21 protein-coding genes are annotated in these 23,252 nt (G+C 71.5%); 13 read left to right on the top strand and 8 right to left on the bottom strand.

Features of this window, described 5'->3' with window-relative positions; translation table 11 throughout:
* Positions 1 to 5 precede the first annotated feature (5 nt).
* Positions 6 to 1,220, top strand: coding sequence for an FAD-dependent monooxygenase (locus DK412_RS09190; protein ID WP_109971706.1), 1,215 nt, complete (start codon positions 6 to 8; stop codon positions 1,218 to 1,220).
* A gap of 168 nt (positions 1,221 to 1,388) precedes the next feature.
* On the opposite strand, the gene DK412_RS09185 is transcribed toward DK412_RS09190, so the two are convergent.
* The 3 genes from DK412_RS09185 to DK412_RS09175 form a co-directional block, all read right to left on the bottom strand.
* Positions 1,389 to 2,270, bottom strand: coding sequence for a DMT family transporter (locus DK412_RS09185; RefSeq protein ID WP_109971705.1), 882 nt, complete (start codon positions 2,268 to 2,270; stop codon positions 1,389 to 1,391).
* A gap of 5 nt (positions 2,271 to 2,275) precedes the next feature.
* Entirely contained in the window at positions 2,276 to 3,568 is a 1,293-nt protein-coding gene (locus DK412_RS09180; RefSeq protein WP_109971704.1) for an MFS transporter, read from the bottom strand.
* A 424-nt stretch (positions 3,569 to 3,992) separates the two neighbouring features.
* Positions 3,993 to 4,673 (bottom strand): nitroreductase, encoded by a 681-nt coding sequence (locus DK412_RS09175; RefSeq protein WP_109971703.1) that lies wholly within the window; start codon positions 4,671 to 4,673, stop codon positions 3,993 to 3,995.
* Positions 4,674 to 4,802: 129 nt separating this feature from the next.
* On the opposite strand from DK412_RS09175, the gene DK412_RS09170 reads away from it, so the two are divergent.
* The 5 genes from DK412_RS09170 to DK412_RS09150 all read left to right on the top strand — a co-directional run bounded on the left by DK412_RS09170 (position 4,803) and on the right by DK412_RS09150 (position 9,128).
* Positions 4,803 to 5,654 carry a transporter substrate-binding domain-containing protein gene (locus DK412_RS09170; RefSeq protein ID WP_109971702.1) on the top strand — a complete coding sequence of 284 codons (852 nt, stop codon included), beginning with the start codon at positions 4,803 to 4,805 and terminating at the stop codon, positions 5,652 to 5,654.
* A gap of 138 nt (positions 5,655 to 5,792) precedes the next feature.
* The gene (locus tag DK412_RS09165; RefSeq protein ID WP_109971701.1) at positions 5,793 to 6,455 is read left to right on the top strand and encodes an amino acid ABC transporter permease; all 663 of its coding nucleotides are present in this window, start codon (positions 5,793 to 5,795) and stop codon (positions 6,453 to 6,455) included.
* 8 nt (positions 6,456 to 6,463) lie between these two features.
* Positions 6,464 to 7,246, top strand: a complete 783-nt coding sequence (locus DK412_RS09160; protein WP_109971700.1) for an amino acid ABC transporter ATP-binding protein — start codon at positions 6,464 to 6,466, stop codon at positions 7,244 to 7,246.
* Positions 7,243 to 7,986 carry an SDR family oxidoreductase gene (locus DK412_RS09155; protein ID WP_109971699.1) on the top strand — a complete coding sequence of 248 codons (744 nt, stop codon included), beginning with the start codon at positions 7,243 to 7,245 and terminating at the stop codon, positions 7,984 to 7,986. The genes DK412_RS09160 and DK412_RS09155 overlap by 4 nt, the downstream gene beginning before the upstream one ends.
* A 5-nt stretch (positions 7,987 to 7,991) precedes the next feature.
* Entirely contained in the window at positions 7,992 to 9,128 is a 1,137-nt protein-coding gene (locus tag DK412_RS09150; protein WP_109975157.1) for an enolase C-terminal domain-like protein, read from the top strand.
* 216 nt (positions 9,129 to 9,344) lie between these two features.
* Here DK412_RS09150 and hmpA read toward each other — a convergent pair whose 3' ends face one another.
* Positions 9,345 to 10,601, bottom strand: coding sequence for an NO-inducible flavohemoprotein (hmpA, locus tag DK412_RS09145; protein WP_109971698.1), 1,257 nt, complete (start codon positions 10,599 to 10,601; stop codon positions 9,345 to 9,347).
* 92 nt (positions 10,602 to 10,693) lie between these two features.
* Between hmpA and DK412_RS09140 the strand changes: the two genes are divergently transcribed.
* Positions 10,694 to 11,155, top strand: coding sequence for an Rrf2 family transcriptional regulator (locus DK412_RS09140; RefSeq protein WP_109971697.1), 462 nt, complete (start codon positions 10,694 to 10,696; stop codon positions 11,153 to 11,155).
* Positions 11,156 to 11,590: 435 nt separating this feature from the next.
* On the opposite strand, the gene DK412_RS09130 is transcribed toward DK412_RS09140, so the two are convergent.
* Positions 11,591 to 12,424 (bottom strand): NAD(P)-dependent oxidoreductase, encoded by an 834-nt coding sequence (locus tag DK412_RS09130; protein WP_109971696.1) that lies wholly within the window; start codon positions 12,422 to 12,424, stop codon positions 11,591 to 11,593.
* 173 nt (positions 12,425 to 12,597) lie between these two features.
* Between DK412_RS09130 and DK412_RS09125 the strand changes: the two genes are divergently transcribed.
* Complete coding sequence (locus DK412_RS09125) at positions 12,598 to 13,533, top strand: SMP-30/gluconolactonase/LRE family protein (protein WP_109971695.1); 936 nt, start codon at positions 12,598 to 12,600, stop codon at positions 13,531 to 13,533.
* Positions 13,534 to 13,564: 31 nt separating this feature from the next.
* On the opposite strand, the gene speB is transcribed toward DK412_RS09125, so the two are convergent.
* Positions 13,565 to 14,605 carry an agmatinase gene (gene speB, locus DK412_RS09120; protein ID WP_109971694.1) on the bottom strand — a complete coding sequence of 347 codons (1,041 nt, stop codon included), beginning with the start codon at positions 14,603 to 14,605 and terminating at the stop codon, positions 13,565 to 13,567.
* A gap of 381 nt (positions 14,606 to 14,986) precedes the next feature.
* Positions 14,987 to 15,502, bottom strand: coding sequence for a MucR family transcriptional regulator (locus tag DK412_RS09115; RefSeq protein WP_109971693.1), 516 nt, complete (start codon positions 15,500 to 15,502; stop codon positions 14,987 to 14,989).
* A 363-nt stretch (positions 15,503 to 15,865) separates the two neighbouring features.
* Here DK412_RS09115 and DK412_RS09110 point away from each other — a divergent pair, with 363 nt between their 5' ends.
* The 5 genes from DK412_RS09110 (at position 15,866) to DK412_RS09090 (ending at position 21,900) form a co-directional block, all read left to right on the top strand.
* A complete protein-coding gene (locus DK412_RS09110; protein WP_109971692.1) occupies positions 15,866 to 17,236 on the top strand; it encodes an MBOAT family O-acyltransferase in 1,371 nt (456 codons plus the stop codon).
* A gap of 67 nt (positions 17,237 to 17,303) precedes the next feature.
* Positions 17,304 to 18,251, top strand: coding sequence for a hypothetical protein (locus DK412_RS09105; RefSeq protein ID WP_245447511.1), 948 nt, complete (start codon positions 17,304 to 17,306; stop codon positions 18,249 to 18,251).
* Complete coding sequence (locus DK412_RS09100) at positions 18,248 to 18,862, top strand: GDSL-type esterase/lipase family protein (protein WP_109971691.1); 615 nt, start codon at positions 18,248 to 18,250, stop codon at positions 18,860 to 18,862. The genes DK412_RS09105 and DK412_RS09100 overlap by 4 nt, the downstream gene beginning before the upstream one ends.
* An 87-nt stretch (positions 18,863 to 18,949) precedes the next feature.
* Positions 18,950 to 21,295 carry an Orn/Lys/Arg decarboxylase N-terminal domain-containing protein gene (locus DK412_RS09095; RefSeq protein ID WP_109971690.1) on the top strand — a complete coding sequence of 782 codons (2,346 nt, stop codon included), beginning with the start codon at positions 18,950 to 18,952 and terminating at the stop codon, positions 21,293 to 21,295.
* Complete coding sequence (locus DK412_RS09090) at positions 21,295 to 21,900, top strand: GNAT family N-acetyltransferase (RefSeq protein ID WP_109971689.1); 606 nt, start codon at positions 21,295 to 21,297, stop codon at positions 21,898 to 21,900. Before DK412_RS09095 ends, DK412_RS09090 begins: the two co-directional genes overlap by 1 nt.
* A 128-nt stretch (positions 21,901 to 22,028) precedes the next feature.
* Here the strand turns inward: DK412_RS09090 and DK412_RS09085 are convergent, their stop codons facing one another.
* A complete protein-coding gene (locus tag DK412_RS09085; protein ID WP_109971688.1) occupies positions 22,029 to 23,246 on the bottom strand; it encodes an oxalate decarboxylase family bicupin in 1,218 nt (405 codons plus the stop codon).
* Positions 23,247 to 23,252 lie beyond the last annotated feature (6 nt).

Genomic DNA, 23,252 nt, shown 5'->3' with positions numbered 1-23,252 from the left:
AACCCATGGCCCGCCGGATCCTGATCACCGGTGCCAGCATCGCTGGCACCACCGCCGCCTGGTGGCTCGGTCGCGCCGGCTTCGACGTCACGGTGGTCGAACGCGCGCCCGCTTTTCGCGATGGCGGCCAGAACGTCGACGTGCGCGGGATCGGCCGCACGATCCTGCGCGAGATGGGGCTGGAGCGGGCGGCGCTCGCCCGCGGCACCGGCGAGGAAGGCACCGCCTGGGTGGACGGCACGGGCCGGGTCCGGGCGCGCTTCATGGCCGGGGAGACCGAGGGCGAGGGCCCGACCGCCGAGATGGAGATCCTGCGCGGCGACCTCGCGCGCCTCCTCTACGAGGCGAGCACCGGCCACGCCGCCTACCGCTTCGACGACGGTATCGCGCGGGTCGAGGAGGACGGGACCGTCGCCTTCGCGGGCGGCGGCACCGCGCGCTACGACGCCGTGATCGTCGCCGAGGGCGTCGGCTCCGCGACCCGCGAGCGGGTGTTTCCGGGCGAGAACGACCCGCGCTGGATGGACCTGACGATCGCCTACTTGACGATCCCTCGCACGCCCGCCGACGACCGGCTCTGGCGCTGGTACAACGCGCCCGGCGGCCGCAGCCTCTCGCTGCGCCCCGACCCCTACGGGACCACCCGGGCGATGCTCTCGGTCCACGGGCCCCTGCCGGAGGCGCAGGGCTGGGACGCCGCCCGCCAGAAGGCCTTCCTGCGCGAGCGCTTCCGGGATGCCGGCTGGGAGGCGCCGCGGGTGCTCGCGGCCCTCGACGACACCGACGACTTCTACTTCGACGTGCTGCGCCAGGTGCGGATGCCGCGCTGGTCGCGCGGCCGCATCGCGCTCACCGGCGACGCCGCCTGGTGCGCGACCCCGCTCGCCGGCATCGGCGCCACGCTGGCGATCACCGGGGCGCGGGTGCTCGCCGGGGAACTCGCCCGCGGCGGCGACGTGCCGGGGGCGCTCGCGGCCTACGAACGGGCGATGCGTCCGATGGTCGGGCAGGCGCAGGGCGTGCCGAAGATCGCGCCCCGGCTGATGCATCCGCGCACGCGGGCCGGCATCCGCGTGCTGCATGCGGCTTTGCGCGCGGCGAGCAAACCGGCCCTGCGCGGCGTCGCGGGGCGGCTGTTCGGGGGATCGCGGGAGGAGCCGGACCTATCGCGCTACGTGGAGGGGCGGGCCGACACGGACATCCCGACAGCACGCGGGTGAGCAGAATCGCCGTGCGGGCCCGCCCTGAGACCCTGGGAATCCGCTCGGCGACGGAAGGCCTCGACCCGGACCGGGCCGACGGCCGCTGCGCCGTGCGGATCGCCGCGGCGACGGTGCAGGGCGGTTCGAGCCGGTGGTCCGGGTGGCGGTGCGGCGAACCGATTGGTTTCAGCGCGACGCCGCGACGGTGCTGGCGACGATGCCGCCCACGACCAGCGCCGCCGACACCGCGAGCGTCCCGTCCAGAGGCTCGCCGAGCATTGCGGTCGCGATGGCGATCCCGACGATCGGGGTCGCCGTCACGCCCAAAGCCGTCGCGAGCGCCGGCAACGACCGCGTGACCATCGACATCGCCCAGTAGGCCAGCCCGGTGCCGACGAGGCCGCTGAACGCCAGAAGGCCGATCGTCTCGCCCGTCCAGGCGACGTGCGGCGGTCCCTCGCGCAGCAGCGCGGCGAGCGTCAGCACCGTGCCGGCGAGCGCGGTCTGCCAGGGCAGCAGCTGCAAGGGCGGCGCGATCCACCGGTGCGCCCGTCCGACCAGGATGTTGGCGGCCCAGCACAGCGAGGCGGCCAGCACGAGGGCGCAGCCGATGATCGTGTCCCGGGCGGTCCAGTCGAAGGCGAAGGGGTTCAGCAGGACCGCGAGACCCGCGAGCCCGGTCGCGACGCCGATCGCGCTCCCGCGCGCCAGCCTCTCCCCGAGGATGACGGGGGCGGCGAGTGCCACCCAGAGCGGCGTCGTGTAGCCGAGCACGATCGCCTTGCCCGCCGGGAGGTACGCGAGCCCCGCCGCCGTGAGCGTGGAGAACCCCACCATGTGCAGCAGGGCCACGCCCAGGATCACCGGAGCGTCGCCCCGCGGCGGCAGGTTCAGCCGGCCGGTCGCCCCGAGGATCGCCACGAGGGCGGCGAAGGCGATCCAGCACCGCAGGGCGGTGATCCACAGCGGGGGAATTGTGGCGACGAGGATCTTGGTCACCGGCCAGTTGCAGCCCCAGGCCAGGACCACGGTGCCGAAGAGGACGAAAGCGGCGCGGCGCGCCAGCATCGGTGTCAGAGGCTCCGCATCGCGGAGGGCGGGGTCGCGGAAGACGGCCCGGGTGTCCCGCCGCGTCGCGTATGGGCCCGGATCCCCGCCAGATACGCGCCGGCCGCGGCGACCTGGATGACGATCGCGACCACGAAGACCGCCCGGTCGGACCCCGCCTGGCGCATCAGCCCGAACGCCGCCGGCGCGAAGGCGTAGGCGCCTTGCGAGATCGCCACGATGAGCGCGACGACCCGCGGCGCCTCGGCCGGGGCGAACTCGACCTGGGCGATGAGCGGCGGCAGCGACGTGGCGTTGCCGATGCCGAGGCCGACGAGGATCGCGCCGAGCAGCAGGAAGGGCGCCGTCGCCTCCGCCAGCATCAGGACCCCGCACCCGACGGCCTGGATCAGGAGGCTGAGCACGGCCACGCGGCGGCGATCCGTGCCGGCCGGCATCGCCCATCCGACCGCGATGCGCCCGACGATCGCCGCCGCGGTCGCCAGCCCGGCCGCCAGTCCCGCCCCGTCCGGGCCGAGCGTGGGGGCGAGCAGGGAGATCAGCTGCGCGATGAGGCCGATCTGCGCGAACAGCGCCAGGGCCATGCCGGCACTTAGCGTCACGAAGGCCCGATCGCGGGCGAGCGGCGCCGCGGGGAGCGCCGCGGCCGCCTTCGGCGCCTGGCCGGGACCGCCGGCATCCTCTCCGTCCGGCACCTGCCCCATGCTCGCCGGGGTCCGGGGCAGGACGAGCCACGCCAGCGCGCCGAGCACCGCGATCATGCCGGTCCCGACCACGAGGGCGGCCATGGGGAAACCGATGCGGCCGATCAGGGCCACCCAGAGCGGGGAGAAGACGACCCCGCCGATGCTCGCACCATTATAGGCCATGCTCAGCGCCGCCGGACGCTTCGCGACGAACCAGGGGGCGACGATCGCGTTGACGGCGGCCGCCCCCATCGTCGGCCAGGCGGCCCCGCTCAAAACGGCGGCGAGGTAGAGCTGCCACGGCGTCCGCGCGAGGGCCCAGCCGAGCACGCCGACCGCCAGCAGGACGGCGCCGGCGAACGTGACGGCGGGCAGGCCGAAGCGACGGTGCAGGAGGGGCAGGCCAGCGATGATTCCGGTGCCCGTCAGGAAATGGACGGTCACGGCGCCGGACACGAGGGCGATCGGCCATCCCCGCGCCTGCCGGACCGCCTCGAGATAGACCGGCGGGCCGTAGAACCCGAAGCCCCAGCCGAAGACGGCGACGACGAAGGCCGCCGCGACGATGTACCAGCCATAGAAGCCCGGCCCGCGATGTGGGGAGTTCGGCACGATCGGCGCATTCCCGAGAGTTAATCTGACGCTGCCGTTATGGCAGATCAAGTCGTCGGGATGCTTCGGTCGTGCCCGAAGCGAGCGACCGGCGTGGGCCGGGGATGGCGAAGAGAGCTTGGATGTACTCGGCCGACGCAACCACTCACTCGGGGTCTGTTTGATTTGCTCGAAGGTCCTGACAGCCTCGGGGGCATTCCGGGGCCGCGTAGCGGAGCCCGGGATCCAGAACCGCGGATGATGCAGGATCAGTCGGAATGCTCTCCGCTTCTTTTTGAACGACCTGAGTGTCTGGGCGTGCCTTCGGCACTCCGGGCTCCGCTGCGCGGCCCGGAATGACGTGGAGGGTAATAAGTCGGTAGAGGCCAATCAAGCAGCCCCTCATCTATCATCGAAACTGAGCGTAAATCTCCCACAATGAACCTCACTCATCGTGTAACACCGTATACACCTCCACCGGCTCCCGCTCCGCCCGCAACGCATTCACCGGCTCCTCCGGGTCGGCGTGCCCAAGCGCCATCCCGCACACCACCATCTCGCTCTCCGGCACCCCGAGCTCGGCCCGCACCACCGCCGGGTAGCTCGCGATCGCCGCCTGCGGGCAGGTGTCGAGGCCGCGGCCGCGGGCGGCGAGCATCAGGGTCTGGAGGAACATGCCGTAATCGAGCCAGCTGCCCTGCTCCATGTCGCGGTCGATGGTGAAGACGAGGCCGACGGGCGCGCCGAAGAACGTGAAGTTGCGCCCCATCTGGCGCTTGGCGCCCGCCTTGTCGCCCTTGGCGATGCCAGCGAGCCCGTAGAGCTGCCAGCCGAGCGCCCGGCGCCTGCCGAGATACGGCTCGCGCCAGGTCACCGGATAATACTCGTACTCGCGGGCCTCCGGCGCGTCGCTCTCGTGCGCCGCCGTGAGGGCGTCGGTGAGGCGTCGCAGGGCCGCGCCCGTGACGACGTGGGCCTTCCAGGGCTGGATGTTGCTGCCGCTCGGCGCCCGTCCGGCGAGCGCGATCAGGTCGCGGATCGTCGCCTCCGGCACCGGATCGGGCCGAAAACCCCGGACGCTGCGCCGGCTGGTGATCGCCGCGTCGACGGCGTTGCGCTCCGTCATGGTCGCCTCCCCTCGTTAGGCCTTGCGCGGCCGTCCCCATGAATTAACCCACACGAGCCGCTGGCCTCTGGCCCGCCACGTGCTAAGCGCGACTGTAAGGATCGCGCGTCGAGAGAAGGAAGTGTCGTGATGCTGTCACGCAGATCGCTGGCAGGCCTGGTTGGGGCCGGCTCCGTGGCGGCGGGGGCGGTCGCCTCCGCGCTCGTCACCCCGGCCCAGGCGCAGGACGCCGCCGAGAGCGCCTTCGACCGGATCCGCCGAACGAAGAAGCTGCGCACCGCGGCGGTGGCCGGCGGGGCGCCGTACTACCAGAAGGACATTGCGACCGGTCAGTGGCGCGGCTTCTACGTCGACATGGCGAAGGCCCTGGCGACCGAGCTCGAGGCGGAGCTGGAGCTCTCCGAGACCACCTGGGGCAACGCGGTGCTCGATCTTCAGGCCAACAAGATCGACCTGTTCTTCGGCCTCAACCCGACCCCGAAGCGGGCGCTGGTGGTCGATTTCTCCGTGCCGGTGTTCAGCAACGCCTTTACCGTCATCGCCAAGAAGGGTTTTTCGCCCAAGACCTGGGCCGAGCTGAACAGCCCGGACGTGAAGCTCGCGGTCGATGTCGGCTCCTCGCACGACGCCGTCGTGACCCGGCTCTGCCCGAAGGCGCAGGTCGTGCGCTTCAAGTCCGCCGACGAGGCGACGCTGGCGCTCTCGACCGGCCGGGTCGACGCGCAATGCCTGATCCTGATGCTGGCGATGACCGTGCTGAAGAAGAACTCAGGCCTCGGGCAGCTGGTGGTGCCGAACCCGGTCTTCGCCACCACCTCGAATGCCGGCTTCCGGCGCGAGCGCGACAAGACCCTGCGCGACTTCGTCAACACCTGGATCGACTACAACAAGGGCCTCGGCTTCATCCGCCAGACCATCGTGTCGAACATGGAGCTGGTGGGCGTGACCGAGGCCGACATGCCGGCCGGCGTCTCGCTGTGAGCCGGCGCGGGGCGGCCCGGCAGGGTTAGAGCGCTTCTCGATCGCGCTGCGATCGAGAAGCGCTCTAAGTCTTTGTTTTGTCGCATTTTCTTCGATGAACCGGCATCCACTTCGTCGGAAAATGCTCTGGGTCTGGACATGTACACTTGGGATTTCGGCTCGCTCTGGACCTACCGCTGGCTGTTCGTCCAGGGGCTCGGCGTCACCGCGGCCTTCACGGTCGCGATCGTGGTGATCGGCCTCCTGGTCGGCTTGGGCGCCGGTCTCGCCAAGCTCTCGCCCATCGCGCCCCTGCGCTGGCTCAGCAACGCCTATATCGAGGTGTTCCGCTGCACCCCGCTCCTGGTGCAGCTGGTGTGGTTCTACTACGCCCTGCCGATCCTCTCAGGCATCGAGATCTCGGCGGTCGGCGCCTCGGTGCTGGCGCTGTCGCTCTACGGCGGCTCGTTCTACGCCGAGATCATCCGCGGCGGCATCGTGTCGATCGACCGCGGCCAGGGCGAGGCGGCGGCGGCCCTCGGCATGACTCCGGCGCAGAGCCTGCGCCGGATCGTCCTGCCCCAGGCGCTCAAGCGCATGGTGCCGCCGCTGATGAACCAGTCGATCATCCAGTTCAAGAACACGTCCCTCGTCTCGGTGCTGGCGGTGCCGGACCTGCTCTACCAGGGCCAGGTCGCGGCCCATGACAGCTACCGGCCGCTGGAGATCTACACCCTCGTGGCGGTCCTGTACTTCGCGGCGCTCTATCCCCTCACCTGGATCGTGCGCCGGGGCGAGCGGCGCCTCGCCACCAGCGATTGAGGGCCGACATGGCAGAGACTCCCAAGATCGCGATCACGCATCTCGCCAAGAGCTTCGGCGCCAACACGGTGCTCAAGGACGTGTCGCTCGCCGTGCCGGTGGGCGGGGTGGTGGCGCTGATCGGGCCGTCGGGCTCCGGCAAGTCCACCCTGCTCCGCTGCATCAACCTCCTGGTGGTGCCGGATTCGGGCGAGGTCCGGGTCGGGGCCGACGCGTTCCGGTTCGGTCCCGGCACCAAGCTGCCGGGGACGAAGGCGCTGGCGCGGTTCCGCGCCGGGACCGGCATGGTGTTCCAGCACTTCAACCTGTTTCCGCACCTCACGGCGCTGCAAAACGTCATGGAGGGGCCGCTCACCGTGCAGCGCCTGCCCAAGGCGCAGGCCGAGGCGCGGGCCCGCGCGCTGCTCGCCAAGGTCGGCCTCGCCGACAAGGCCGAGCAGTATCCGAGCCGGCTCTCGGGCGGGCAGAAGCAGCGCGTCGCCATCGCGCGGGCCCTCGCCATGGAGCCCGAGGTGATGCTGTTCGACGAGGCGACCTCGGCCCTCGACCCCGAGCTCGTCGGCGAAGTGCTCGGCGTGATGCGGGCGCTCGCCGCCGACGGCATGACGATGGTGATCGTCACCCACGAGATCGCCTTCGCCCGCGAGGTCGCCGACCGGGTGGTCTTCCTGCGCGACGGCGTCGTGGTCGAGGAGGGACCGGCCCGCACCCTGATCGACGCGCCGCAGCACCCCGACACCCGGGCCTTCCTCGCCCATTTCCATCGCCGCGGCGAGGCGGTGCCCTCGTGAGGGTCACCCTGGTCACGGGTGCCGGCAGCGGCATCGGCCGCGCCACGGCCCTGGCGCTGGCAGCCCCCGGCGACGGCCTGGTGCTGCATAGCGGCCGCAACGCGGCGGGCCTCGACGCGGTGGCCGAAGCGGTTCGGGCCCGGGGCGCCGCGGTCGCGACCTGGCTCGGCGACCTCGCCGACCCGGAGACCGGGCCATGCGGCGTGGCGCTCGCGGCTGAGACCTTCGGGCGCCTCGACGCCGTGGTGGCCGCCGCCGGCAAGGCGCAGCGCGGCGGCGCGCTCGCCCTCGACCCCGGCAGCCTCGCCGGCGCGCTCGCCCTCTCGGCCGAGTCGTTCCTGCGGCTCGCGCAGGCGGCCGCGCCGCTGCTGCGGGGTGCCCAAGCCCCGCGGATCGTCGCGGTGTCGTCCTACGTCGCCCACCTCTACCGGACCGATCTCGGCCTGTTCTCCGCCTCCTCCGCCGGCCGCGCCGCCCTGGAGGCCCTGGTGCGGAGCCTCGCCCGCGAGCTGGCACCCGGCGGCATCGCCGTCAACGCCGTGGCGCCGGGCCTGACCCGCAAGGATCCGGGCCGCGCCGGGTCCTTGTCGGCGGAGGCGATCGCGACCCTCGAATCGGCCATCCCCCTCGGACGGCGGGCCGATCCGGCGGAGATCGCGGCGGTCATCGCGTTCCTCGCCTCCCCGGCGGCGTCCTACGTCACCGGCCAGGTCATCCACGTCGACGGAGGGCTCACGTGAGCCGCATGCCCCTCACCGATCCGCTGGTGATCGAGCACCTGCGCGTCGTCCTGATCGAGAGCCCGATCAGGATGGCCCGCCGCCAGGGCGTCGGCGACGTCAAGGGCACGGTCAAGCGGGTGCTGCTGGCGCTCACCACGCGCGAGGGGATCGTCGGCTGGGGCGAGGCCGCGCCCTGGGAGGTGTTCACCGGCACCGCCGAGGGCGCCTTCTCGGCCCTCGACACCTATCTGCGCCCGCTGATCCTCGGCCGCTCGGCGCGTCACGTCCGGGCGCTGTCCGCCGACCTCGATCGGGCGCTCACCGGCCACACCGACGCCAAGGCGGCGGTCGAGATGGCCCTGTTCGACATCCTCGGCCACGCCGCCGGGCTCTCCGTCGCCGAGTTGCTCGGCGGCCGGGTGCGGGACCGGATCCCGCTGTCGTTCTCGATCGCCGATCCCGATTTCGAGGCCGACCTCGCCCGCATGCACGCCATGACAGCGGAGGGCCACCGCCTGTTCAAGGTGAAGACCGGGGTGAAATCCCACGCCGAGGACCTCGCCCATCTCGGAGCGATGCGGGCGGCCTTCGGCGAGGGCATCGACCTGCGGGTCGACTACAACCAGGCGCTGGCGCCGTTCGGGGCCCTGCGCACCTTGCGCGACGTCGAGGCCTTCCGGCCGACCTTCATCGAGCAGCCGGTGGCACGCCGCCACCTCGACGCGATGGCGGAGCTGACGGCCGCTATCGAGACCCCGATCCTCGCCGACGAGAGCTGCTTCGATGCCGCCGACGCCCTGGAGGTGGTCCGGCGCCGGGCGGCGGACGCGGTCTCGGTGAAGCTGATGAAGTGTGGCGGCATGCTGAAGGCGCAAAGCCTGATGGCGATCGCCGAGACCGCCGGCCTGCCGGGCTATGGCGGCACCCTGTGGGAGGGCGGCATCGCGCTCGCCGCCGGCACCCAGCTCATCGCGGCGACGCCCGGCATCTCGCTCGGCTGCGAGTTCTACATGCCCCACCACGTCCTGACCGAGGACGTGCTGGAGGCCCGGGTGCCGGTCGAGGCCGGCGCGGTGGTGGTGCCCCAGGGCCCGGGACTCGGGATCGCGGTGAGCGAGGCGGCGATCCGGGAGAATGCCAGGGTGCTGGCGCAGGCGTGAGGCTCCCTCGCGCCGAGAGGCGCAGATCTCGCGCCGAGGCCTCAATCTCGCAGGGTCATCCCGGGGCCGCGCCAGCGGAGCCCGGGATCCAGAACCACCAACGTTCCAAGAAGAAGCGGAAGACCGGTCGCCGTGTTCGGCATTGTCGGCGGTTATGGATCCCGGGTTCCGCTCTCGCGGCCCCGGGATGACGTGGAGGGTATCACGTCGGTCCGCTCACGCCGCTTGGCGCGCCTCCTCCACCAGCTCGTCCGCCGGCCCGAAGAACTCGTAGCGGATGCGCGCCGCCGGCACGCCCAGGCGCGCGAGGCCGTGGACGAGGCTCGCGAGGAAGGGCTTCGGGCCGCACAGGTAGTAGATCGCCTCCGCCGCCGGGGTGTGGGCGGCGAGCCAGTCCGGCGTGATGCGGCCGACGGCGTCGTGATCGACGCCGAGCCGGTCGGCGGCTTCCGGCGCCTCGTAGATCGTGTGCAGGCGGATCGCCGGGCATTCGGCGGCCAGCCGCCGGGCGTGCCCGGCCATGGCGTGGACCCGGCCGTTCAGCGCCCCGTGGACGTACCAGGTCGGCCGCGCCGGCGTCTCGGCGTGGATCGTCTCCAGCATGCTCATCATCGGGGTGAGGCCGACGCCGCCGCTCACCAGCACCACCGGCGCGGTCGAGGCGCGATCGAGCGCGAAGTCGCCGGCGGGCGCCGCGACGCCGAGCACCGTGCCGGGATGGGCCGTGTCGTGCAGCCAGGACGAGACTAGGCCGGCGGGCCGGCCCGGCGCGGCCTCGCGCTTGACGGTGATGCGGTAGGCGCGGTCGTTCGGCGCGCAGGAGATCGAGTAGTTGCGCTTGAGCACACCCGGATCCTGTGCCCCGTCGCCCGGCAGGTCGAGGCGGAGGCCCAGATATTGGCCGGGCTCGTGGCGCAGCACCTTTCCGCCATCCACCGGCACCAGCACGAAGGAGCGGATCGTCTCGCTCTCGGCCGTCACGCTCTCGATGCGGAAGTCGCGCCAACCGGTCCAGCCGCCGGGTCGCGCGGCGTGATCGTGGTAGATCGCCGCCTCCCGATCGATCAGGATGCCGGCCAGGAACCAGTAGGCCTCGCCCCAGGCGGCGCAGATCTCCGGGGTCGCGGCGTCGCCGAGCACGTCCCGGATCGCCCCGAGCAACGCCTCGGCGACGGAGGTGTAATGGGCCGGCAGGATCGCCAGGGTGACGTGCTTCTGGGCGATGCGCTCGACCGCGCCGGCGAGCGCGCCGAGATCGTCGATGTGGCGCGCATAGGCCAGAACCGCATTCGCCAGGGCTTTCGGCTGCGAGCCGGTCTCGCCGTGATGCGACTGGTTGAACAGGTCACGGATCGCCGGGTCCTGGAACAGGCGCTCGTACATCCGGCGGGTGATGGCGGAGCCGTACACCTCCAGGGCGGGCACGGTGGCCTTGACGAGAGCGATGGTGGCGGGGCTCAGCGGAGACGGCATGGCGCGCTCAAAGGTGCATTCGATATGAACCTTATACGGCGCGCATCAGAAGGTGCATAGGAATTACATGTTATGAGACGGGCGAGGCTCCCATGCGCCTGACGCGCTACACCGACTACGCCCTGCGCACGCTGCTCTATCTCGGGGCGAACGAGCCGCGGCAGAGCTCCATCGCGGAGATCGCCCGGGCCTACGGCATCTCCGAGAACCACCTGACCAAGGTGGTGCACCAGCTCGGCCGGCTCGGCCTGGTACGCACCATCCGCGGCCGCGGCGGCGGCCTGCGCCTGGCGCTGAGCCCCGGCGAGATCGTGGTCGGCGCGGTGGTGCGGCAGACCGAGGAGGACCTGGCCCTGGTCGAGTGCTTCGGCGAGGGGGCCTGCGCCATCACTCCGGCCTGCCGCCTGCGCCGCGCACTGGCTGAGGCGCTCGCCGCCTTCCTGGCGGTGCTTGACGGCTACACCCTGGCGGACCTGCTGGCGGGAGGCGCGGCCCCGGACCTGGCGCGCCTGCTGGGCCTGCCGGAGCCGGGGGGTGAGCGGGTGGGGGTGTAGGTCGCACGCGAACCCTCCCCCCTCCGCGGGGGAGGGTGGTCCCTGCGTCAGCAGGGGCCGGGAGAGGGGAGCACGTTTCCGGAAAGGTCGCGCGCTTCATGAAGAGCGCCACCTGAAGCAGCGTCGCGCTGCCCCTCTCCCGCCCCACTCCGTGGGGCACCCTCCCCCGCAGAGGCTAGCGTGTTCACACATCTGGGTCTGAGTGCTTTGGACCTTTGAAGACAAGGCGCCTCTCCTCCCCCTTGTGGGGAGGAGTTGGAGGTGGGGGTGGTGCAGGATTGAGCGCGAGACTTCTCCGGCACCACCCCCACCCCTAGCCCCTCCCCACAAGGGGGAGGGGAAAGCGCCAGCCTTCACAAGGGATTGGCTCTCGGACGGCGAAGTGTGAATCCGCTAGCCTCTGCGGGGGAGGGTTCGGGCGGTGGCGTCAGCGCCTCACCTGTCCCGCCCCGGCCGCTCGGCCAGCGGCGTGTAGTCGATCGTCGTGAAGCTGCCCCCTTGGAGGGTGCGGGCGACCGGATCGAGGGGGTTCTCCTGTGCGAGGATCTCCTCGGCCCAATCTTCCGCCGACTGGGTCGGCCGGTAGCCGATCACGGCGGCCGCCGCGCTGTTGTCCCAGTAGCTGCGTGGGTTGTTCGAGGCGCCCCAGACCGCGACGTAGCCCGGGATCGGTGCCGTGATGCTGCGCAGCACGAGCTGGGCGAGGTCGTCGTGGCCGAGCCAGGTCGAGAGGTGGCGGAACTCGGTCGGCCGCGGCAGGGCGCTGCCGATGCGCAACGCCACCCCCTCGATGCCGTGCCGGTCCCAGTACATCTGCCCCATCAGCTCGCCCCAGGCCTTGCTCAGGCCGTAGGCGCCGTCGGGCCGGAACGGCGCGTCGATGGCGAGCCGGTCGTTCACCGAGTGCATGCCGAAGGCGTGGTTGGAACTGGCGAAGATCACCCGCCGCAGGCGATGGCGGCGGGCGCCCTCGTAGACCGCCTGGAGGGCACGTAAGTTGTTCTCGATCACCTCCGGCAGCGGCTTCTCGACGCTGGTGCCGGCCATGTGCACCAGGACCTCCGTTCCCTCGAGCAGCCGGTCGACCGCCGCGGCGTCGCGCAGGTCGCCCGTCGTCACCGTCTCGGAGTCGGAGAGCGGCGCCAGCGCCGTCGGCCCCCCGCCGGAGCGCAGGACGATCCCGGCATCGAGGAGCCGCGGCCGCAGCACCGCCCCGATCTGGCCCCCCGCCCCCGACAGGGCGACCCGGATTCCCGCTGCCTCGCTCATGCGTCCTCCTGCTTCATCGTTGGTGCGCGCCCGTCCGGCGCGAGGTCAAGGGCCCCATCATCGGGGAACGGCGGTTCCCCGTCGAGGCGCGCCGTGCCTCTCGGCGCTTGCATCGCGGCTTGTGCCCCGCGAAGGTCCGCCGCGCCAGGAAGAGCATCAGGAGGACAGCCACCGTGTGGACGCCGACGACCCGGTATCCCGACCCCGCCATCGAGGTCATCGACCCCTCCTTCGCCCGCTACCGGGTGTTCAGCGCCGGGATCGAGCGCCTCGCCACCGGCTGCCGCTGGAGCGAGGGGCCGGTCTGGTTCGGCGACGGGCGCTACCTCCTGTGGAGCGACATCCCGAACAACCGCATCCTGCGCTACGACGAGGAGAGCGGCGCGGTCTCGGTGTTCCGCAAGCCGTCGAACTTCGCCAACGGCAACACCCGAGACCGCCAGGGCCGCCTCGTCACCTGCGAGCATGGCGGGCGGCGGGTGACGCGCACCGAGTATGACGGCGCGATCACGGTGCTGGCCGACGCTTACGAGGGCAAGCGCCTCAACTCGCCCAACGACGTGGTGGTGGCCTCCGACGGCGCGGTCTGGTTCACCGATCCGCCCTTCGGCATCCTCGGCAATTACGAGGGCGAGCGGGCCGAGCCGGAATCGCCCCAGAACGTCTACCGCCTCGACCCGGAGACCGGGGTGCTGGCAGCCGTCGCCACCGACCTCGCAGGGCCGAACGGCCTGTGCTTCTCCCCCGACGAATCGATCCTCTACCTCGTCGAATCGCGGGCGCAGCCGAATCGCCGCATCCTCGCCTACGACGTCGCGAACGGGCGGCTGACGAACCGGCGCGTCCACATTGACGCCGGACCCGGCACGCCGGACGGCTTCCGCTGCGACACCGACGGCAACCTGTGGTGTGGCTGGGGCATGGGCTCGGACGCCCTCGACGGGGTGATGGTCTACAATCCGGAAGGCACCCTGATCGGCCGCATCCGCCTGCCGGAGCGCTGCGCCAACCTCTGCTTCGGCGGCCGCCACCGCAACCGGCTGTTCATGGCGGCGAGCCAGTCGCTCTACGCGCTCTACGTCGACGCGCAGGGCGTGGCCGGGGGGTGAACCCCGGCCGGCGGGGGCGGGGGACGACGGGCTAACCCCGCCGCCCCGCCGCCACCAGGCACAGGAGCTCGAACAGCACCTGCGCGGCACATTGCGCCGTGTTGCCGGTCGGATCGTATTGCGGCGCCACCTCGACCACGTCGCCGCCGACGATGTTCAGGCCGGCGAGCCCCCGCAGCAGATCCAGCACCTCGCGCGGGGAGAGCCCGCCCATCTCCGGCGTGCCGGTGCCCGGCGCGAAGCCGGGATCGAGGCTGTCGACGTCGAAAGAGAGGTAGGTCGGGCCGTCGCCCGCGACCTCGCGGGCCCGGGCGATCACCGCCGGCAGCCCGAGCCGCGGCACCTCCTCGGCGTGGATCACCGTCATGCCGGAGACGTAGGAGAACTCCCACAGGTACTCGGCGCCGCCCCGGATGCCGATCTGGATCGTGCGCTCCGGATCGAGCACGCCGTCGAGCACCGCCTGGCGGAACGGTCCGCCGTGGTGGAACTTCGAGCCCTCGTAGACGCCGCCGGTATCGCAATGGGCGTCGATGTGGATCATGCCGACCGGGCGCGACGCACCCACCGCCCGCAGGGTCGCGCGGCTGATCGAGTGGTCGCCGCCGACCGCCAGCGGCACCACGCCCGCCTTGACCACGGTGGAAAAGAACGCCTCGATGTCCTCGTGGCAGCTCTCGAGGGAGAAGCGGCTGCGGAACGGCACGTCGCCGATATCGGCCGCCTTCAGCTCCGCCGCCGGGGTGATGCGCAGCACGTGCTCGTAGGGGCCGATGCGCTCCACCGCCCGCACCGCCCGCGGCCCGTGGCGGGCGCCGGCCCGGTTGGTGACGCCGAGATCCATCGGCACCCCGATCAGTGCCACGTCGAGCCCGCCGAAATCGGGCAGCGTCGCGGCCTCGGGGCGGAACGGCAGGTCGAGGAAGGTCGCCGGGTCGGCGAAGGGCCACTTGCGCCGGTCGCTCTCGCTGAATTGCTGCGCGGCGGCCTTGGCGAAATCCGGGTCGTCGATGTCGCCGCCGGTCGCGTCGAGGTAGCGGCCACGCAGGGCGGCGAGCTTGGCCTGATCCATGGGGGGCTCCGGAGATGGGCCCGCGCGGGCTCAGCCTCGCGGGCGCGGCACTCGGGGGGTCGGCCTCGCAAGGGCCCCGGCGCGCCCGGCGTGCCCTCGGCCCGCGCCACCCGGCCGCGACAGAAGCGCAGGCCGGCGATGCTGGCAAGCCCGTTGTCCCGGCCGGCTGTCCTCACCCCAGGGCCACCCCGGCACTCATCGCCGCGCGCCCGGGACCGTCTCGACTGCAGTCCTGAAGCGCGCGGAGCCCGCCGGCCGGCCTCGTGGCCTGGCACGGCGAGCTCCTGTGAGCGGCACGGCCGGCCCCCGCCGGTCGCGCCGCGACGCTCCCCGGAGCGATCGCACGGGCTGAGATCACCCGCGCGGCCGCTCCGGATCGTCTCACGCGCTGCGCGCGCGCCCGCGCTTGGCCGTCTTGGTCTCGGCCTTGGCTTCGACGGCCGGCGCCGTCACGACGGCGTCGGAGGCGGCCCGCTTGGCAGCGGCCGCGACGTTGCGGCCCCGGCCCAGCCCGATGCTCTTCGCCAGCTCGGAGCGCTGGGCGGCGTAGTTGGCGGCGACCATCGGGTAGTCGTGCGGCAGGCCCCACTTGCGGCGGTACTCCTCGGGGGTGAGCCCGCGGGTCGACAGGTGGCGCTTGAGCGACTTGTACTGGCGGCCGTCCTCGAGGCTGATCAGGTAGTCCGGCGTCACCGTCTTCTTGATCGGCATCAGCGGGACCGGCTTCTCCGCCTCCTTGGCGGCCGGCTGGCCGAGGGTGACGAAGGCGGTGTGCACGGTGCCGATCAGGCCGGCCAGTTCGGCGGCCGGGACGGAGTTGTTGGCGACGTAGGCCGATACGACGTCGGCGGTGAGGGCGACGAAATCGACCTCCTGGACCAGATCTTCTTGTGACACGGAGAATCATCCTAACTTACGCGCCCGCATCGCGGGCATAGCCGCGATATCGGGCAGCGCGGCGTGGTTTCAACCCATCATCGCGCGCTCACCCCCGAATTTCCCACAGATGCTTTTGATAATCGGGCAGGCTTGCCATCGCGCAACGGTGTCGGGGCGGATCGGGAGATTCATCCAAGCCTTGCGCAGCCGGCGGGCTACTCGGACGCCTACTCTGACAGGCAGGGCGCTGGGCGGCATCGGATGCGACACGATGAGCAAAAATAGCTCAAGCAACGGCATGTCAGCGATGCGAAACTTGGCGCCGCCCTTTCCCCGGCGCCGATTTTGCACTAACGCCGAGGTACGACCGGCGAGCGCCGCATGCCCTTCAACTCCCTGCCGTTCCTGCTGCTGTTCCTGCCGGTGGCGCTCGGGCTGCACGCGCTCTGCGTCGCCCGCCGGCCGGGCTGGCGCGTCGCCTGGCTCGCCGGCCTGTCCTTCGCCTTCTACGGCTGGTGGGACCTGCGCTTCGTGCCGCTGCTCGCGGCCTCCATCGCCCTCAACTGGCTCGCCGGCGAGGCGTGGCGCCGCTCCGGGCGCGGCGACGTCCTCACCGCGGCGATCGTCCTCGATCTCGGGCTGCTCGGCCTCTACAAGTATCTCGGCTTCTTCGCCGGGCTGACGGACGCCGTCACGGGCGCGAGCCTGCCGCTCGTCTCGCTGGCGCTGCCGCTCGGCATCTCGTTCTTCACCTTCCAGCACATCGCCTATCTGGTCGACCTGCGGCGCGGCAAGGCGGAGCCGATGACGCTCGCGGAATACGCCGTCTATATCGCGTTCTTCCCCCGGGTGATCGCCGGCCCCCTGGTGCGGCCGTCCGAGCTCGTGGGCCAGCTGCGCGCGCCGGAGCCGTCCTCCGCGGACCGCGCCGCAAGCGGCCTGATGCTGCTGACCGCGGGCCTCGCCAAGAAGGTCTTTCTCGGCGACGGGCTCGGGAGCTCCATCGATCCGCTCTGGGCTGCCGCCGCGGCCGGCGGCCGGCCGGACTTCGCCACGGCGCTGCAGGCGACGGTCGGCTACGCCCTCCAGCTCTATTTCGACTTCTCGGGCTACACCGACATGGCGCTGGGCCTCGCGCTGCTGTTCGGCATCGTGCTGCCCGAGAACTTCCGGGCGCCCTACCGGGCGGCCTCGATCCAGGATTTCTGGCGGCGCTGGCACATCACCCTGTCGCTCTTCCTGCGCGACTACCTCTACATCCCGTTCGGCGGCAGCCGGCACGGGGTGCCGCGCCAGCTCCTGGCGTTGTTCCTCACCATGGCGCTCGGCGGGCTGTGGCACGGGGCGGGGCTCACCTTCGTCGCCTGGGGGGCGGCGCACGGGATCGCGCTCGGCCTGCACGTGCTGTGGCGCCGCGCCGGCCTGAGGCTCCCGGAGGCGGCGGGGTTCCTCGCCACCTTCGTCTTCGTCTGCCTCGCCTGGGTGCTGTTTCGGGCGCCCGACTTCGCCACCGCGCTCAGCGTCTATCGCGGGCTCCTCGGCCTCGGCACGGAGGCGGGCGGCGCACCCGAGTTCTGGCCGCTCGCCGCCGGCGCCGCCGCCCTGGCGATCCTCGGACCCACCGCCCGCGAGGCGGTGGAGCGCCTGATCCCGCGAGGATGGGCTGCCGCCGCGACCGCCCTGCTCCTGGCCGCGATCCTGCTCCAGGTCGGCAACGACGCCAACCAGGCCTTCATCTATGCCCGCTTCTGAGGCGCCGGATCGGGATTCTCCTGTTCGCGAGACCCTTGCTCGCGAGACCTTTGCTCGCCGCTACCTGGTGCTGACGGCCCTGGTCCTCGCCGTGCTCATGGCCCTGGTGGCCGGACGGGTGATCTGGTTCGACGCCTACTGGGTTTTTCGCCAGGACCCGCCCTGGCGGGCGGTGACCGACGGCAACAGCCGCCTCCTCGACCGGCAGACCCGCCGGGCCAAGGTGCTGCAAGCGCTGACGCGTCCCTACGACCTCGCGCTGATCGGCTCCTCGACGGTCTATCACGGCCTCGACCCCGCCGACGTCACGAGCGTGGCGCCGGGACGGGTGTTCAATGCCGGCATCTCGGCGATCATCGCCACGGAACTGCCGGTGATCGCCGCGGTGGTGGCCTCCCGGGGTCCGGCCCGGGCGACGCTGGGCCTCGACTACTACATGTTCTCGCGCCCGAGCGTGCCGGTCCACCTCGACGAGGCGCTGGCGACCGCGAGCGGCCGGCTCGCCGCCCTGATGGGCAGCGTGCTCGGCCGCTACGCGCTCGCCGACAGCCGGCTCGACGCGGTGGCGGGCGGCGACGATCCGGGCGCCTGGACTCGGGGAGGCTACCGCATCACCCCGCCCCTGCCGGCGGCGCTGACGCGCGAGAACGACGCCACGCGCCGGCGCACCACCGCGCCGTTCCGGCCCGAGACGCTGGCGAGCCTCGACCTCGCGCTGGAGCGGCTCGCGAACACCGACCTGACGGTCTACCTCTCGCCGGTGAGCGACGCGCAACGCCGGGTGCTCGCCGATCTCGGGCTCTCCGACGATTTTTCGCGGTGGCGCGAGGCGGTGATGCGGCTCTGCGCCGCCCGCGGCCGCCCGGCCCTCGACCTCACGAGCCTCGGCGACCCCTATCCCTTCGATCCCGCCGCCGGCTCGACCCCCGCCTGGCTCGACAACCTGCACTACACGCCGCTGATCGGCCGGCAGGTGCTGGAGCGGCTGGGCTTGCGCCGGGCGGCCGGGCGGTGAGCGCCGCCCGCCCCCCTGCCCCACCTTTGAAACCCTCCGGCCTGCGCCGCCACCGCGCCCTCCTGGCCCGTCTCGCCGCCGGCCCGGCGCCGGACGCGGTGATCCTCGGCGATTCGCTCGCCGCCGGCTGGCCCGAGCCGGAGCTCATGGCCGCGACCGGCCGATCCACCCTCAATCTCGGCCTGCCCGGCGACCGGGTGCAGACCACGCGCTGGCGCCTCGCCGCGATGGCCGCCTTCGCCCTCCGGCCCCGCCTCGCGATCCTGATGGTCGGCACCAACAGCTTCGCCGACGGCGACGACCCGGAGACGATCGTCGCCGGCCTCGCCGCGCTTCTCGCGTCCTTGCGCGCCGCCTGGGCACCGCCGGTGGTCGTGCTCGCTACGGTCCCGTGGCGCGAGAGCCCGCCCGGACGGAGCGAGGCCGACCGGCTCCATCTCAACGCCCGCATCGCCGGCCTCGCCGCGGCCGAGGCCCTGCTCCTCCTCGATGGCGACGCGGCGCTTGGTCCCGATCCGGCCACTGGCCTTGACGCCGACCGGCTCCATCTCAACGCCCGCGGCTACGCCGCGCTCGGCATCGCCCTCGGATCCCTGCTGCGCCAAGGCTGAATCGCTCGGCCGGACCGCCGCTGTCATCGGATCGTCACGAGAGCGGCCGACACGCAGGCCATTCCCTCACGACAGGAGCCCCGCCCGATGGACTTCCACCGCCGCTTCACGGTGCTGATGTGCACGCCGGCCTTCGACCCGGACGACCTGGAAGGCGTGCGCGTGAACCAGATCGTCGCGGCGGTCGAGCACCGCGGCTTCGAGGTGGTGCGGGCGCGGCGGGTCGAGGACGCGGCGATCGCGGTGCAGACCGACGCGGCGGTCGGCTGCCTGGTTGTGGATTGGGGCAAGCGCGGCCTCGACGGCAAGGCGGCGGCGCTCATCGACATGATGCGCAAGCGCGGCCTGGAGATGCCGATCGTCATCATGGTCCGGCGCAAGCGCCTGGAGGACATCCCGGTCGAGCTGCTCGACTTCATCGACGGCTACATCTTCCTCGCCGAAGAAACCCCCGAATTCATCGCCCGCGGCCTCGTCAGCCACGTGACGCAGTACGCCGAGACCCTGAAGACCCCGTTCTTCGGCGCGCTGGTCGATTACGCCGAGAAGGGCAACCAGCTCTGGACGTGTCCTGGCCACAACGGCGGCATCTTCTACAACCGCTCGCCGATCGGCCGCATCTTCGTCGAGCATCTCGGCGAGGCGATCTTTCGCGACGACCTCGACAACTCGGTCCTCGACCTCGGCGACCTCCTGACCCACGAGGGCCCGGCGCTCAAGGCGCAGAAGGAGGCGGCCCAGATCTTCGGGGCGGAGAAGACCTACTTCGTGCTGAACGGCACCTCGGCCTCGAACAAGATCGTGCTGTCCTCGCTCGTCGCCGAGGACGACCTGGTGCTGTTCGACCGCAACAACCACAAGGCGGCGCATCACGGCGCGCTCTTTCTCGGCGGCGGCATCCCGATCTTCCTCGAGACCGACCGCAACGCCTACGGGCTGATCGGCCCGATCTTCCACGAGGCGCTGGACGAGGACAAGATCCGCCAGAAGATCCGCGCCAACCCGCTCGTCAAGGATCGTGAGGCATGGCGCAAGGAACGGCCGTTCCGCGTCGCCGTGATCGAGCAATGCACCTATGACGGCACGATCTACGATGCCCGCGAGATCGTCGCCAAGATCGGCCACCTCTGCGACTACATCCTGTTCGACGAGGCCTGGGCCGGCTTCATGAAGTTCCATCCGCTGTTCCAGGGCCGCTACGCCATGGGGCTGACCGGGCTCGACGAGACCTCGCCCGGCATCATCGCCACGCAATCGACCCACAAGCAGCTCGCGAGCTTCAGCCAGGCCTCGCAGATCCACACCAAGGACGGCCATATCCGCGGCCAGACCCGGCGGGTGGAGCACCGGCGCCTCAACGAGAGCTTCCTCGTCCACGCCTCGACCTCGCCGTTCTACCCGCTCTTCGCCTCCCTCGACGTCGGCGCCCAGATGATGAAGGGGCGCTCCGGCATGATCCTGTGGGACGACACGATCCGGCTCGGCATCGAGTGGCGCAAGAAGGTGCGGGCGATCCGCAAGGAGTTCGAGGAGAACGAGCGCGACCCGAAGCGGCGCTGGTTCTTTGATCCCTTCGTGCCCGACATGGCGACGGGGGCGGGCGGCGCCGAGGTGCCGTGGGAGAGCCTGCCGACCGACGAGCTCGCCTCCGACCCGCGCCACTGGGAGCTGAAGCCCGGTGCCGGCTGGCACGGCTTCACCCATGTCGCGCCGGGCTACGCCATCACCGATCCGAACAAGCTCACGGTGCTCACCCCCGGCTTCGACCGGCAGACCGGGGAATACGCCGAGCACGGCGTGCCGGCCCCGATCGTCGCCCAGTACCTGCGCGAGAACCGCATCGTCGCGGAGAAGAACGACCTCAACTCGCTGCTCTTCCTGCTGACGCCCGGCGTCGAATCCTCGAAGGCCGGCACGCTGATCTCCGGCCTCGTCGCCTTCAAGCGCCTGCACGACGACAACGTGCTGCTCGAAGAGGCGATGCCCGAATTCGTCCGGCGCCGGCCGCAGCGCTACGGCGGCGTGCGCCTGCGCGACCTCTGCGCCGACTACCACACCTTCCACCGGCAGGCCGGCACCTCGGGGCTCCAGCGCAAGCAGTTCATGCCCGAGCACCTGCCCGAGATGGTGATGCCGCCGAAGGCCGCGGCGCAGATGCTGACGCGCAACAACGTCGACTTCGTGCCGATCGCCGAGGCCGAGGGGCGGATCGCCACCACCTTGATGCTGGTCTATCCGCCCGGCATCGGCACGGTGCTGCCGGGCGAGCGGCTGGACGAGCGGGCCAAGCCCATGCTCGACTACTTCAAGATGTTCGAGGCCGCCGCCAACCTGTTTCCGGGCTTCGAGGCCGAGATCCAGGGCGTCTACCGCCAGGTCGAGCCGGACGGGCGCATCCGCTTCTACACCTACGTGCTGCGGGAGGGCCGCTGATGGATTCGATCGCCGCCCAGCCGGGGATCGTGATCCGCCCGTCCACGGATGCGGACGTGGCGGCGATGATCGACATCTACGAGCACCACATCCGCCACGGCGTCGGCGATACCGGCGACTTCGAGGAGGACCGGCTCGTGCCGGACGACCTCAAGCGCCGGCGCAAGAACATGCGCTCGAAGCGCCTGCCCCACCTCGTGGCCGAGCGCCACGGGGTGGTGGCGGGCTACGCCTACGCCGTGCCGTTCCGCAAGCGGCCGGCCTACCGCTACACGCTCAAGCACTCGATCTACGTCCATGCCGGCCATCTGCACGCCGGCATCGGGCGGCGCCTGCTGCCGGCGCTGATCGAGGCCTGCGCCGCCGGCGGCTATCGCCAGATGATCGGCTACATCGACGCCGAGAACGAGGCCAGTTTACGCCTGCACGAGGCCTGCGGCTTCGCCAAGGTCGGCCACCTGCCGGCGGTGGCCTACCGCCACGGGCGCTGGGCCGACAGCGTGATGGTGCAATGCCCGCTGGGGACGGGGTCGTCGGACCAGCCCTCGACCTGGCGGCAGGAGGCGGTGGCGCAAGGTGCGCGGGCGCCGTTGCCGCTGGCGTGAGGGGGAGTCGAACCCCTTCCGACGCTCTTGAAAGCGTCCCATCCTTCCCACCCACCACCTCATCCTGAGGTGGTGGGTGGGAAGAGTTCATAGAACGGCCGGATACGCCAAGTGAAGGCGATCAGGCCTCACCCCGGCACCACCGGCGTCTTGCCCGCCGGCAGTCCGGCCAGCACCGATTCGTCGACGTTCAGATGCGCCCGCACCAGCGCGTGCGGGGTCAGCGCCATCCACTGGTTCAGCGACACGTCGGCGTAGACCGGGCTGCGGAACAGCTCGAGGAAGCGCAGCGGCGTCGATCCGGTATTCTCGACGTAATGCCCCATGGCGAAGGGCACGTAGCCGACGTCGCCGGCCTGATAGTCGAAGGTGCGGGCCTTCGATTCCGATCCGAACACCGTCATCCGGCCCTGCCCGGAGAGGTAGTACTGCCACTCGTCGCCGTTCGGATGCCAGTGCAGCTCGCGCAGGCCCCCGGGCTCCAGCTCGACCAGGGCCGCCGCGATGGTCTTCGAGGCCGGAAAGACCTTGGAATCGGTGATGCGGACGCTGCCGCTCTTCGTCCGGATCGGCTCCTGCGCCAGCATCCGGTAGCTGAAGCCCTCCGGCACCGGACCGGCGCCGCCGGTGCGGTCTCCCGCGAGCGGCCCCGGCATCGGCGCCGGGAAGATGTATTTTTCCTTCTCGGGAATCTGGCCCAGGGCGTCCTCCGGCACCCCGAAATTCTTCGCCAGGATGTCGCGCGGGGTGTGGGCGAGCCAGTCGGTGATCAGGAAGGTCGAGTCCTCGGAGAAGTGGCCGTCGTCGAAGACGAGCAGGAACTCGCAGCCGTCGACGTCGCTCTCCAGGCCCTGGATCGAGTGCGGGATGCCGGACGGGAAGTACCAGAGGTCGCCCTCAGCCACGTCGTCGACGAAGGTGCGGCCCGCTTGATCGACGGCGGTGATGCGGGCGCGGCCCTTCAGCATGTAGGACCACTCGGCTTCCTTGTGCCAGTGCATCTCCCGGGCGACGCCGGCCTTCAGCCGCATGTTGACGCCCGCCATCGCGGTCGAAACCGGCAGCTCGCGGATCGTGGTCTGGCGTGCCCAGCCGCCCTCCTCCAGGCGCATGTGGCTGTCGGTGAACGACCATTTGAGGTTCGGCATCGTGCCGTGGTCGGTCTTCGGCGGGCGCGTGGTGAACGGCTCCGCGGCCTGGCGGGCCGGGTTCACCGGGCCGACGATGTCCGCCCCGTCCTTGCCGCGGATGGGTGTGGGTCCTGACAGGGTCTGGGCGCTGGCGGCGGTGCCGACGAGGCCGGCCGCCGCGGCGGCCAGGGTGTCGCGACGGGAGATGAGGGGCATGGGCGG

It is taken from the genome of Methylobacterium sp. 17Sr1-1, assembly GCF_003173775.1.
Taxonomy (GTDB): Bacteria; Pseudomonadota; Alphaproteobacteria; order Rhizobiales; family Beijerinckiaceae; genus Methylobacterium.
The sequence above is the reverse complement of the archived record's forward strand: the minus strand, read 5'-3'. Positions and strand labels throughout refer to the sequence as shown.